Origin of the sequence: Rhodopseudomonas palustris BisB18, assembly GCF_000013745.1 — a bacterium.
GTDB lineage: Bacteria > Pseudomonadota > Alphaproteobacteria > Rhizobiales > Xanthobacteraceae > Rhodopseudomonas_A > Rhodopseudomonas_A palustris_F.
Map to the genome: position 1 here is coordinate 1,752,737 of NC_007925.1, position 12,599 is coordinate 1,765,335.

General features: G+C 62.6%; 12 protein-coding genes. 2 read left to right on the top strand and 10 right to left on the bottom strand.

The genetic code is table 11. The features are described 5' to 3' along the window. Positions 1 to 20 precede the first annotated feature (20 nt). From RPC_RS08115 to RPC_RS08135, 5 genes are all read right to left on the bottom strand, one after another. Positions 21 to 1,136: a branched-chain amino acid ABC transporter substrate-binding protein gene (locus RPC_RS08115; RefSeq protein ID WP_011472084.1), complete on the bottom strand. Its 1,116-nt coding sequence runs from the start codon at positions 1,134 to 1,136 to the stop codon at positions 21 to 23. A 312-nt stretch (positions 1,137 to 1,448) separates the two neighbouring features. Beyond that, complete coding sequence (locus RPC_RS08120; protein WP_011472085.1) at positions 1,449 to 2,183, bottom strand: ABC transporter ATP-binding protein; 735 nt, start codon at positions 2,181 to 2,183, stop codon at positions 1,449 to 1,451. A 151-nt stretch (positions 2,184 to 2,334) separates the two neighbouring features. Further along, a complete protein-coding gene (locus tag RPC_RS08125; protein ID WP_011472086.1) occupies positions 2,335 to 3,171 on the bottom strand; it encodes an ABC transporter ATP-binding protein in 837 nt (278 codons plus the stop codon). Continuing rightward, entirely contained in the window at positions 3,168 to 4,505 is a 1,338-nt protein-coding gene (gene livM / locus RPC_RS08130) for a high-affinity branched-chain amino acid ABC transporter permease LivM (protein WP_011472087.1), read from the bottom strand. Before livM ends, RPC_RS08125 begins: the two co-directional genes overlap by 4 nt. Positions 4,506 to 4,516: 11 nt before the next feature. Continuing rightward, positions 4,517 to 5,431, bottom strand: coding sequence for an ABC transporter permease subunit (locus RPC_RS08135; protein ID WP_011472088.1), 915 nt, complete (start codon positions 5,429 to 5,431; stop codon positions 4,517 to 4,519). Positions 5,432 to 6,001: 570 nt separating this feature from the next. On the opposite strand from RPC_RS08135, the gene RPC_RS08140 reads away from it, so the two are divergent. Beyond that, complete coding sequence (locus RPC_RS08140; RefSeq protein WP_011472089.1) at positions 6,002 to 6,535, top strand: hypothetical protein; 534 nt, start codon at positions 6,002 to 6,004, stop codon at positions 6,533 to 6,535. A 148-nt stretch (positions 6,536 to 6,683) separates the two neighbouring features. Here RPC_RS08140 and RPC_RS08145 read toward each other — a convergent pair whose 3' ends face one another. The 5 genes from RPC_RS08145 to pcaD all read right to left on the bottom strand — a co-directional run bounded on the left by RPC_RS08145 (position 6,684) and on the right by pcaD (position 11,747). Beyond that, complete coding sequence (locus RPC_RS08145) at positions 6,684 to 7,850, bottom strand: hypothetical protein (RefSeq protein ID WP_041801557.1); 1,167 nt, start codon at positions 7,848 to 7,850, stop codon at positions 6,684 to 6,686. A gap of 136 nt (positions 7,851 to 7,986) precedes the next feature. Next, complete coding sequence (locus tag RPC_RS08150) at positions 7,987 to 8,241, bottom strand: hypothetical protein (RefSeq protein WP_011472091.1); 255 nt, start codon at positions 8,239 to 8,241, stop codon at positions 7,987 to 7,989. A gap of 19 nt (positions 8,242 to 8,260) precedes the next feature. Beyond that, positions 8,261 to 9,580: a radical SAM family heme chaperone HemW gene (gene hemW, locus RPC_RS08155; protein WP_167532061.1), complete on the bottom strand. Its 1,320-nt coding sequence runs from the start codon at positions 9,578 to 9,580 to the stop codon at positions 8,261 to 8,263. After that, positions 9,520 to 10,221, bottom strand: a complete 702-nt coding sequence (locus RPC_RS08160) for a 4Fe-4S double cluster binding domain-containing protein (protein ID WP_011472093.1) — start codon at positions 10,219 to 10,221, stop codon at positions 9,520 to 9,522. The genes hemW and RPC_RS08160 overlap by 61 nt, the downstream gene beginning before the upstream one ends. A gap of 743 nt (positions 10,222 to 10,964) precedes the next feature. Beyond that, entirely contained in the window at positions 10,965 to 11,747 is a 783-nt protein-coding gene (gene pcaD / locus RPC_RS08165) for a 3-oxoadipate enol-lactonase (RefSeq protein ID WP_011472095.1), read from the bottom strand. Positions 11,748 to 12,026: 279 nt separating this feature from the next. On the opposite strand from pcaD, the gene RPC_RS08170 reads away from it, so the two are divergent. After that, positions 12,027 to 12,494, top strand: a complete 468-nt coding sequence (locus tag RPC_RS08170; protein ID WP_011472096.1) for an SRPBCC family protein — start codon at positions 12,027 to 12,029, stop codon at positions 12,492 to 12,494. Positions 12,495 to 12,599 lie beyond the last annotated feature (105 nt).

Below are 12,599 nucleotides of genomic sequence, written 5' to 3' on the forward strand. Positions count from 1 at the left end.
TCAGTGCGAGACTGCGATAATTACTTCGCGGGGTTGATCTCGGCGTAGTTGCCCTTGGCGTCCCACTTGTAGACCACGTAGTCGATCAGCTTGATGTCGCCCTTGGCGTCGAACGACAGCTTGCCGAGCACGGTGTCCCACTCGCCGGCCTTGATGGCGGCCATCACCTTCTTCGGGTCGGTGGTGCCGGCCTTCTTGGCGGCTTCCGACCAGATCTGGAACGCCGCGTAGGTGTACAGCGTGTAGCCTTCCGGATCGATGTTCTTGGCCTTGAACTTCTCGACGATCGCCTTGGCGGTCGGTTTGTTGCGCGGGTCGGGGCCGAAGGTGAACAGCGTGCCCTCGGCGAGCGGCCCGGTGATCGAGGCGAATTCGCGGTCGTTCATCGCGTCGCCGGCCATCAGCACGGTCTTCAGGCCCTGGTCGCGCATCTGGCGCAGGATCAGCCCGGCTTCCTGGTGATAGCCGCCGACGAACACCAGGTCGATGTTCTCGCGCTTCAGCCGCGACACGATCGAGTTGAAGTCCTTGTCGCCCTTGTTGTAAGACTCGAACATCGCCTCGGTGAAGCCGGCTTTGTTCAGCGCCTTCTTGGTCTCGTCGGCCAGACCCTTGCCGTAAGTGGTCTTGTCGTTGAGGATGGCGACGTTCTTGCCCTTGTAGTTCTTGACGATGTAGTCGGCGGCGACCAGGCCCTGCTGATCGTCGCGGCCGCACACCCGCAGCACGTTCCACAGCTTGCGTTCGGTGAACAACGGGTTGGTCGAGCCCGGGGTGATCTGCAGCACATTGCCTTCGGCATAGGCTTCCGAGGCCGGGATCGACGACGACGAGCAGAAATGCCCGGCGACGAACGGGATCTTGCTGCCGGCGATCTTCTCCGCCACCGAGCGCGCCTGCTTCGGATCGCAGCCGTCGTCGCCGACCTGCAGCGCCAGCTTCTTGCCGAGCACGCCGCCGGCGGCGTTGAGATCGACCACCGCCTGCTCGGCGCCGTTCTGCAACTGCCGGCCGAACGCGGATTCCGAGCCGGTCATCGGGCCCGCCACCGCCACCGTGATGTCCTGGGCCAGCGCCGTCGTCGACAGCGCCAACGAGGCGCCGAATGCCAGACCGATGAGTTTGAGTGGTTTCATAGAATGATCCTTGCGGTAATCTTTGCGGGATTGTCGGAACCGCGCCCCGGCGCTCGCCGGGCGCAGTTCACAGCCATTGTCCGCTGAAATTCCAGCCAAGTCATCGGCATTTTTCAGGCAGTTTGTCATCCGAATGATGCATCTTGCCGCAGCGATAGATGTTCGCGTGTCCCGGACGCGGTGCAGCGCACAGCGCTGCGCCGCGAGCCGGGACCGTTACGACGGCAGCATCTGGAACGGTCCCGGGTCCGCGGAGCTGCGCAAGGTGGTCTGCCGCGCGCCCGGGACACGGGAGACGAAATAAGTTGCAGACTACGTGCCGCGGCCGCCTTCGAGATAGGCGGCGCGGACTTCCGGGCGCTGCAGCAATTCGGCGCCGCTGCCGGACATCGTGATCAGTCCGTTGACCATGACGTAGCCGCGATGCGCCAGCCGCAGCGCGTGGTTGGCGTTCTGCTCGACGATCAGCACGGTGAGGCCGTCCTGCTTGTTCAGGGTGCGGATCGCCTGGAAGATCTGCCGCGCGATCAACGGCGCCAGCCCCAGCGACGGTTCGTCGAGCAGCAACAGCCGCGGCCGGCTCATCAACGCGCGGCCGATCGCCAGCATCTGCTGCTCGCCGCCGGAGAGCGTGCCGCCGCGCTGGGTCAGGCGTTCCTTGAGCCGCGGGAACAGCGTCAGCACGCGGTCCAGCCCGACGGCGCGGTCGGCCTCGCTGGTTTCGGTGGCGTCGGCGCCCATCTGCAGATTTTCGGCGACGCTCATCCGCGGAAAGATCCGGCGCCCCTCCGGGGATTGCGCGATGCGCAGCCGGGCGATGTGATGGGTCGGCACTTCGGTGAGGTCCTGGCCGTCGAACTCGATGCGGCCGGCCTTGGCGCGCGGCTTGCCGAAGATCGTCATCATCAGCGTCGACTTGCCGGCGCCGTTGGCGCCGATCAGCGCCACGATCTCACCTTGCGCGATGTCGAGGTCGACGCCCTTCAGCGCTTCGATCTTGCCATAGGCGGCGCGCAGGCCGCGGATCGACAGCAGGGGGGTGGTCATACGTCTGCCCTCGTGCCCCGGACGCAATGCGATACGCAGTATCGCATTGCAGAGCCGGGGCCGTTCCAGCGCACGGCACTCGTAACGGTCCCGGCTCTGCGGGGCAGCGCTTGCGCGCTGCGCCGCGTCCGGGACACGGATCGTTCAACCCTCACAGCCCCAACTCCTGCTCGACCGCGGCGACTTCGTCGTCCTCGACGCCGAGATAGGCGGCAATCACGCGGGCGTCGTCGCGGACGTGCTGCGGCGTGCCGTCGGCGATCTTGACGCCATAGTCCAGCACCACGACGTGATCGGAAATTTCCATCACCACGCTCATGTCGTGCTCGATCAGCAGGATCGAGGTTTTGCCCTCGGCCCGGATTGACATCAACAATTCGCTCAAGCTCGCGCTCTCGCGGGCGTTGAGGCCGGCGGCGGGCTCGTCGAGGCAGAGCAGCGCCGGCACGGTGCACATCGCCCGCGCGATCTCCAGCCGGCGTTGGTCGCCATAGGGCAGGTTGCCGGCGGCCTCGTCGGCGCGCTCGAGCAGTCCGATGCGCTTCAGCCAGAACCGCGCGAACTCGATCGCATCGGCTTCGGCGCTGCGCCAAGACGGCGCGCCGATCAGCCCGAGAAAGGTCACCCCGGAGGCGCGCATCAAGACGTTGTGTTGCGCCACCATCAGGTTTTCCAGCGCGGTCATGCCGGGAAACAGCCGGATGTTCTGGAAGGTGCGCGCCACCTTGGCGATCTTGGAAATGCGAAAATCGTTCAGGCGCTGCAGCTGGAAGCTGTTGCCGTCGGCGTGGGTCAGCCGGATGGTGCCACCGGTCGGCTTGTAGAAGCCGGTGATGCAGTTGAACACCGTGGTCTTGCCGGCGCCGTTGGGGCCGATCAGCGCGGTGATTTCGCCGTGCCGAGCTACGAACGACAGGCCGTTGACCGCGACGATGCCGCCGAACCGCATCGCCAGACTGTCGACCGCGAGGATGGGATCGCCGCTCATCGGCCTTCCTTGACGAGATCGGAGGAGATCGCCCGGTTGTGTTCCAGAAACACCGTGGGGGCGCGATGGCCGATCAGGCCGCGCGGCCGCCAGATCATCAACAGCACCATCGCCAGGCCGAACACCAGCATGCGGTACTGATCGAGCCCGCGGAACAGCTCGAAGCCGCCGATCATCGCCACCGCAGCCAAGGCGACGCCGAGCTGCGAACCCATGCCGCCCAACACCACGATCGCCAGCACCAGCGCGGATTCCTGGAAGGTGAAGGATTCCGGCGAGATGAAGCCCTGCCTTGTGGCGAAGAAGGCCCCCGCGAAACCACCGAACATCGCGCCGGTGGCGAACGCGGTGAGCTTGGTGGTGGTGGTGTTGATGCCGAGCGCGCGGCAGGCGACCTCGTCCTCGCGCAAGGCTTCCCAGGCGCGGCCGATCGGCAGCCGGCGCAGCCGGATCGTCACCCAGTTGGTCAACAGCGCCAGCGCCAGGATCAGGTAGAACAGAAACACGATGCGGTGGGTCGGCGAGAATTCGATGCCGAGCCGGGCGGCGAGGCCGTCCTCAGCCGGCGTCAGCGGAATGCCGAACAGCGTCGGGCGCGGAATGCCCGAAATGCCGTTGGGGCCGCCGGTCAGGCTCTGCCAGTTGATGATGACGAGGCGGATGATTTCGCCGAACGCCAGGGTGACGATGGCGAGGTAGTCGCCGCGCAGCCGCAGCACCGGGAAGCCCAGCATCATGCCCCAGAACGCCGCGAGGATGCCGGCGAGCGGCAGGCAGACCCAGAACGACAAGTCAAAATTGGTCGCCAGCAGCGCGTAGGAATAGGCGCCGACGGCGTAGAACGCCACGTAGCCGAGGTCCAACAGCCCGGCGAGGCCGACCACCACGTTGAGCCCCCAACCCAGCATCACATAGGTCAAGACCAGAATGCCGAGATCGAGGATGTAGCGCTGGTCGTAGAAGATCACCGGCATCAGGAAAGTGAAGCCGAGCAACAGCGGCGGCAGCACCCGGCCGGCCAGCGACAGCGCGCTCTGCACCGTCGGGCCGACGCTGTGCACGGTGCCGACCGGGCCCCACCACCAGCGCAGCAATTCGACGACGATACTGCCCGCGAACACCGCGCCGACCATCGCGGCGAGGTCGCCGAACCGCGTCCAGTAGATCAACTGGCCGCTCGGGCCGGCCTCGGTGCGCACGCCGATCATCAACGAAAACAAAAACAGCGCCACCAGGGCGCTGATCAGGGACTTCTTGAAAATGAACGCGACGTCGAGGCCGCGCTTCCTGGCGGCGGTCGGGGCGGCGGCGGGGGCCGGAGCAAGGGTTACCACGCGTGTGCCCGTCAAACTTTTTCAACTTCCGGACGGCCCAATAGGCCGGTCGGAAGGAAGATCAAGACGATGATCAGAATCGAGAACGCCGCGACGTCCTTGTATTCGACCGAGAAATAGGCCGACCACAGCGTCTCGATCAGCCCGATCAAGAGGCCGCCGAGCATGGCGCCGGGCAACGAGCCGATGCCGCCCAACACCGCCGCGGTGAACGCCTTGATGCCGGCGACGAAGCCCATGAAGAAGTCGACCAGACCATAATACAACAGGTACATCATGCCGGCGACCGCGGCCAGCGCCGCGCCGATCACGAAAGTCATCGAGATGGTGCGGTCGACGTCGACGCCGAGCAACGCCGCCATAGTCTGATCCTGCTCGCAGGCGCGCATGTCGCGGCCGAGCCGGGTTTTGGCCACCAGCCAGGTGAAGATCGCCAGCAGCACCACCGTGGTGATCACCACGATGATCTGGATGTTCGACAGCCGCACCACGAAGCCGTCGGCTTCATACAGCGTGTAGCCGCCGGTGATGATCGGCGGCACCGGCTTGACCCGGGCGCCCTGCGCCACCTGGGAATAATTCATCAACACGAACGACATGCCGATCGCCGACAGCATCGGGGCAAGGCGGAACGAATGCCGCAGCGGCCGGTAGGCGATCCGCTCCACGGTCCAACCATACAGGGCCGTGATCGCCATCGACACCAGCAGCACGATCAGCAGGATCACCGGCACGAAGGTGAGGCCGAGCGAGACCAGGATCAAAAACGAGATCAGCGCGATGAAGCCGCCGATCATGAAGATGTCGCCATGGGCAAAGTTGATCATGCCGACGATGCCGTAAACCATCGTGTAACCGATGGCGATCAGGCCATAGATCGAGCCGAGCACGATACCGTTGATCAGTTGTTGGGCGAAATAATCCATGTGCTGCCGTGTTCGAGACTGAACAAACTCATATTCCGATGCCAACCGGCCATGCAAGACCAGTGCCCATTTTGCGGCTGGGGGCCGACGCGACGGTGGCCCCGGCAGCCGGACGTCGCAGGACGGTAATTTTCTAACAGTGGGAATCGGTTGCGGCAACAGATCCGGCGGCGAATTAAGGTGGACGGCGCGGAAGGGTTCCGCAGCCTGTTTCGCACGCAGCCGTGATGTTGTCCTCGCGATCTTCCGCGCAACAATTTTGCGGTATGCCGGTCGGCTTTGTTTGCTACCAATTGGGCGGCGTTGGAATGTCGAGCCAGAACCGACCGCGTCAGGTCGGCAGAATCATCCCCCAGTCAGAAGCCCGACCGGCACGGACCGTCGAACCGGGAAGTCCCGTCGCACGGCTGGATTTCTGTGTGAGGCGAGAGGTGTCGGGGTGCCCCGAGCCCTGCCGTTAAGGTTAACAAAGCCTTTCGATTGCCAATCACGGTTAACGGATGGTTACTTTCAGCGACCGTGACGCCCTCGGGCTGTCATGGACATTGGCTGGAACTGGACGTGGCGGACATGATGGCGACGAACTGGCGGATCAGTACCTTCAACGGCGCGTTGCTGGCGGCGTATTTCGTGCCGGCTTGGACCGTGGCCGCGTTCAGGATCATGATTTCCCCGGTCTATGGTTTCTACGATCGGCCCAACGTCTCGATCGCGCTGTTCATCAGCGACTATCTGCAACTCGCCGCGACGTCGACGGTGCGCGCCGCTTGGCTGCTGGCGCTCGGCAAGCTGACGGTGGTGGCGTTCTTCGCCGTGTTCGTGGTGCTGACCACCCGCGCCACCATCCGCAAGAGCGGCGGCTGCGACGAGGCGCTGGCGTTCGCGCTGGGGATCGGCAGCCTGATCAGCTTCGCCAGCATGCTGATGGCCGCCAAAGTCGGCGAGGCGGCGGCGCTGCGACTGCACGCCACCGAGCTGTTGCTGTTGCTCGGCACCGCGATTCTGATGGCGGTGGAGCCGCCGCTGCTGCGCAAAGCCAAGGACATGCCGTCCGCCGCGCCGGCCGAGCCGGCGTTCATCGCGCCGCAGTCGAAAGCCGCGTAAGGCGCGTCGGACTGCATGCATTCGTTCGCGACGGTGCCGCCGATCTCGGTACCCCGCCGACCATCACCGCAGTCGCTCGTGAAGCCTTCCGATTGCAGCGCCGACTCCAGCACAGCCGCGGCGGGCGGCCCGATAACGTTGTTGTTCATCACGCTTCGACAATTTGAAGCATCTGATATTCCGGCTGCATGTCAGCCAAGGAATGAAACGCGGGTATCGTCTCGACCGCGCTCTCATAGTTCATCTCAACGCCAGCGTCGCTCAGCGCGAGGGTCGCATCTGCGGCGAGGTGAGTCATCGCCGCTATCTCGTCCGTCGACAATATGGCGTGTGGAGAGGACGAGCTATCCGTCAAAGCGTCGACCGAGGAGCATAGCGTCATCCTCGGTCCAGTGGTGGTGAGCCAGGCCAACGGCGACTCGGACGCCGCTCCTGTACTGGGCGCTGCAGCGCGCCTGGCAAATCCGGACACCACACGCCCGGCAACAACATACAACCGAACATCGAAGTGGAAATTCCGCTCATGAACCCTGGCCACGGCAGGGGCAATCCATGGCTGGCAGATGAGGTCTTTGCGTTCATGTTGATGCGTCGCGAGGTGCTGCAACGCCAGACCTGCGTCCATGCGCGTGACTCCGACACTGGCAGAGCCCCATTTCGGCTTCACGATGACCAGTATCCCCCGGCAAGCACAGTCATCGAGGAAGCCCAGTGTGCGCTCACTCGGTTCGAATGGAAACGTCGGGATTGACGCAACGTCGCCCAGCCGAGCGACAATCTCTCTGTGGGTTGCCAGCTTGTCTCCACATAGCGCGCGCTGCCGCAGGTCATTCAAGCAAAAGCAATCGACCCTTTGTCTCGGGAAACCGGAATGTCTGCGAAATAACGATCGAACAATTTCCCCGTCCAGATAAAGCTCACGATGCTGTATCCGAAGATGCGCGGCGTCACAGATGCGGGCTTCACGGCCCCTTGCGATGATCGCGCGGGAAAGCTCGTTGAAATCCGAGATCGTGAGATCAACCCGATTGTCATCGAATTTCAGCGCTTCCCGAAGCCGAATCTGCGACGGCGATCGGTGGCCGCGAGCGAGTTCGAAGCACTCGGGTAACAGCAGCGCGACGGCTCCGCCGCCGTCGTGACGCTCCAACTGTTCAGCCAGCAATTGAAAAGGATCTTGTCGGAAGCATTCCAACGCCGCATCCGATGAACAGAGCCGGCGGCTCTGCGCCAGAGCCACCGGGTGGTCGTTGATCTCGATGACCTTCCATTGTCTGTCGCCGGTCAGCAGCAGATCGACCCCTGCGTAGGCCAATGTCGGGCTTCCAGGCCGACCGCCGGGATCGCGTCGCGCCCGGCTAAGAGCCCTGTCATCGTCCTTCACTGACGGTGTCTCCGGTTGATGCAGCACCGGCCCCGCGTCGACGGGTGGGGCCGGCTACATCAAGCTTCTATTCAAATCGTCTTTCCTTGACGATCGCGTTCCAGTTATCGCGCAGATCGCCAATATGCGGGGCAAGAGTAGAGATGCTAGTATTGTGAATAATATCGACAACTGCCATTACTTCGCCGTGTGACAGGTCGATGCCGCTCTGCAGCAGCGTCTTGAACGCGTCGCGTGACAAGTCGTTCATAAACCGTTCGTCCTTGCGGGCGATGTCCAGTACAAATCCAACCTTCATCATCGCAGCTTTGACCGGTGCCATTGGTGTCCTCCTCTTGGCGTCAGGCTGTGAAACGCTTCATAATATACGTGGCATACAGGAGTCCTTCGTCAGTAAGATAAATACGATCTCGGGTTCGACGCAGCAGGCCGTCGTCGACGAGCTGCGCTATCTTGCGACCGAATATTTCGTCCAGGCTCGCGCCCGATTGTCGTTCGACGTGCGCGATGTCGACACTCAGCAGGCAGAGGCCCATGGCAACATCCCGCGCAAGACATTCGTGCGGTGTCATGGTTATCCCCTTGCCGACCGGCAATCGATGGTCATCAGTTAGTTCGTGGTATCTATGATGAAAGACGGTGTTTTCCCACAGATGATGCGCGTGGCGGCTGTAGGCAGCGGGCCCGAATCCGAGATAATCGGATCCGTCCCAATTGCGCTGCACATAGATGCACTCGTTTCCCGGCTTGGCGAACTCGGTCAGCGAGTACTGTCTCAGTCCGTTGGCCGGCAGCGTTTCGAGGGCATATCGCCTCATCTCTTCGATGGTGCCGGCGTCTGCCGGCGGCTGTAGTTCGCCTTGGCCCAGCTTGCGCGCCAAGAGTTCGTCTTGGAAGATGATGAGACGATAGACCGAGACATGTTGAATTCCGAGACGTATGGCTTCGTTTACCGAAAATTTCCAGTCGGCCAATGTTTGGTTGGGAAGCCCATACATCAAGTCGATATGGATGTTGGAAAATCCGGCGTTGTGCGCCGCCTCGATCGTCCGGTAGCTCGTCGCGACGGTATGCCGGCGGTTCAATGCAGGTAATAGTTGGTCGGAAAACGACTGCACGCCTATCGAGACGCGATTGACGCCGGCATCGCGGACTTCTCGAAAGTCGTCTTCGCGCTTTGTTCCCGGCTCGCACTCCAGCGTGCATTCAATATCGTCGTGAAGCCCGAAGCCCGACCGCAAGCGACCAAGGAATTGCGAAATCTGTTCGTTGGAAAGCAGCGAGGCGGTGCCGCCGCCCAGATAAATGGAGTCCAACGTCGCTTGTGTGAAATCGTCCGATTGCTCTCTCAGATCCACCTCGTCGAGGAGCGCATCAAAGAATGCGTCCATCGACGACTTGCTGTATTGCGTGCGTTCAAAAGTGCAGAAGGTGCAGATGGCACGGCAGAAAGGCACGTGGAGATACAATGAATAGTGGTTCCAGGCCAGCGGTGGAAGTGCCACATTGCTCCAAGTGAATTTCGGCGGATGATGGAAGACGTAGGCGCCGTCGTCCCGTCGGGCGTTTTGTCGGACCGCGGCGGGGGTCACGGGAGTTGTTAGCGTTTCCACGAAAATAACTCCTCTGGCGGTTTCCCAATCGGGCACGAATTTATGCACTCCGCGCATTCGATGTACGAATGAGCAGTCAGAGCGACGGCTTTGGATTTTGGCATCCAGGGAGAAGCGACTAGCGAACTGCATCGGCCGGGATAGAAGTGTTTCCCCGAGATCGCGCCCGCTGGGCAAGCTTTGATGCAAAGGCCGCACTTGGTGCACACATCGGTGGTCAAGGGCTGATGGTCGGCCATGGTGCAATTGATAAGCAGTGCGTGAAGTTGTAGCCACGAGCCGAACTGTTGGTGAAGCAGCAGGTTGTTGACGCCGCGGCTACCCAGGCCAGCGCGGACGGCTAATTCGACAAGTGAGACGGCTCCGGCGAAGCGCCGTGCCACGTCAATGACGCCGATCCCATCCTCGGACAATTGATCCTGGATCGCAGCGGCGGCGCGCTCAAGGATATGATTTGCGAATAGGTAGCGTTGGTCGTCCAAACGATGCCAGATCCAAAGCGACTGATCGACGATGGGGACCGCATAGCTCAGTACCGACCAGTCGCAATATATCGATAGTAAGTTCTGGATGTCCTGTGGCGCTTCGGCGAGAATCGAACTTGTCAGGCAGAATGAACTGGCCACCGAAGTCGGGGCGGCCTTGGCGAGAACGTCGAGAATGTGGCTCTTGACTATCGTATGACGCACCGCAACGCTCCTGGCGCGTGAAGTTAGTTGATCGCATGGCGCCGAAGTCGGTTCGCTCTCCTCAGGGCGGCGCTAGGCGGCTCCGAACAAATACACTTTCGCGAAGACGGAGATGATCCGGCTTGGCCCTCGATCTCGGAGCGTTCAGCTCCAGGCAAATCAGTCCACCACGCTATTTCCGCACGCACAAAAAATCGGATCTCGACTCGACACTTCCGGGGCGACCTTGCAGGGCAGAGTATTGCCGTTGCTACTTATGATCGTACCCAAGCCTGTTGCGTCCGACAAGGGGTTTCAGGGCGTTCGGCAGACTCATCACTTCGAGTTGCTCGTCTGCAGCAGCATGACCGTTCTTCGGATCGTCATCCTGCGCTAGCGTTTTGATAGGGCATGATCTTTTCCGAAAGCCGGCTGCATTTTTCGGGATCATGGTCACAGCGAGCGAAGCCGTGGCGGTCGGAATCAGCTAGCGAGGTCGGCCAAAGAAGGGAGTGCGGGTCAGGACCGTCAACAACGCGGTGCGGCGTGCCGCGGTAGAGTTACGGAATAAAGATAGGTATTTTTGAAGCGCAATCTGGCGAGCGAAGCCAGATTGCAGATCTCCGGAAAAATGTACCAGTCGGTTCAGCCATCGCGGCAATTGAATGGCGGTCATCTTGGCGTTGCGACGGTGGGGCATTGTAAATGCGACCGCCTCGACGCCAAAGAGGGAACGCTGCGCGGAGAATGTGGCTCAGGCGGTTTCACCGCTGCGTCAGAAATCCGATCATTGCGTCGGTGAAGGCATGAGGCTGTTCGATGTTGGAAATATGCGCGGCATCGAGCAGCGTCATGCTGGCGCCGCGGATCCGGCTGCGGATGAATTCGCCGGCGGCGACCGGGGTGGATTGGTCGTGGCGGCCGACGATCACCAGCGTGCGCTTGTCGATCTGCGGCAACAGTTCGCGCTGGTCGAGCGTGCTCAGCGTCTCGCAGCACGCCAGATAGCCATCGACCGGCGTCGCCAGCAGCATCGCCCGCAATCGCTCGGCGGCCTGCGGGTCGCGCTCGCGGAACTCCGCTGTCAGCCAGGCGGCGATTACGGTGTCGGCGATCGCAGCGAGGCCGCCATCGCACACCGCTTTGATGCGGTTCTGGAAGTTGGTCGGGTCCGGATAGTGGCAGGTGGTGTTGGCGAGGATGATCCGGTCGAGCCGCTCCGGCGCATTGGCGGCGAGCCATTGCCCCTCCATGCCGCCCATCGACAGCCCGCACCAATGCGTCTTGGCGATGTTCAGCCCGTCGAGGATGGCCAGCACGTCGCGGCCGAGCCGCTCCATCGTATAGGGCCCGGGCGCCACGGCGGATTTGCCGTGGCCGCGGCGGTCGTAGCGCACCACGCGAAACAGGCTGGTCAGCGCCAGCATCTGCGGCTTCCACATCTCCAGGCTGCAGCCGAGCGAATTCGACAGCATCAGCGTCGGCGCGCCGTCGCGGCCTTCGACCGACACGTTCAACAGGCAACCGTCGGCATCGATCAGCGGCATCGGTGGTCTCCATGTGAAAGCGCTGCTGCGGCACGGCGCGATGGCCGGCAGTCTGGGGCGCACGGCCAGCGCGGTCCCGGCCGGCACCGCCCAAGCTGACGCGACCTTGTGATGAGACGTGCGACGCTGGTCATTGCGGCGGCTCCGGGCGATCGGCATCCTTGATGTCGCGGCGATGCTTGATCGCCGTGATTCTGCCAAGCTTTTTCTTTTGTGGCAGGCGTGCTTTACTCGGCAAACAGCGCCGCCGGGCAAGGCGGCCTTGAGGGAGGATATCCGATGGCCATGACGATGAGCGGCGAGGTGCATCTCGTCGCGCCGCGTGCGCTGGTGTGGGAAAAGCTCAACGATCCCGAAGTGCTGAAGGCCTGCATCCCGGGCTGCGAGGAGCTGGAAAAAACCGAGGACGCCGAGGGTTTTCGCGCCGTCGCCAAATTGAAGGTCGGGCCGGTGTCGGCGCGCTTCAAAGGCCGCGTCACCCTGACCGATCTCGATCCGCCGAACGGCTACACCATCACCGGAGAAGGCGAGGGCGGCGTTGCCGGCTTCGCCAAGGGCGGCGCCACCGTCGGGCTGACCGACAACGAGGGCGGCACGCTGTTGTCCTACAATGTCGAGGCCCATATCGGCGGCAAGTTGGCGCAGCTCGGGCAGCGGCTGATCAACGGCTCGGCCAAGAAACTCGCCGACGAGTTCTTCTCGAATTTCGGCAAGGCGGTGCAGCCCGCGGTGCAACCCGACGCCTGAGCGATCAAGTTGTTTTGACTGCGGAGCGCCGGGTTTGGCTTGGCCGCGGTCGCGCCCGCCATGTTGCCGACCGCCGCGATGGTCCATAAGATGGCCGGAGCCGGC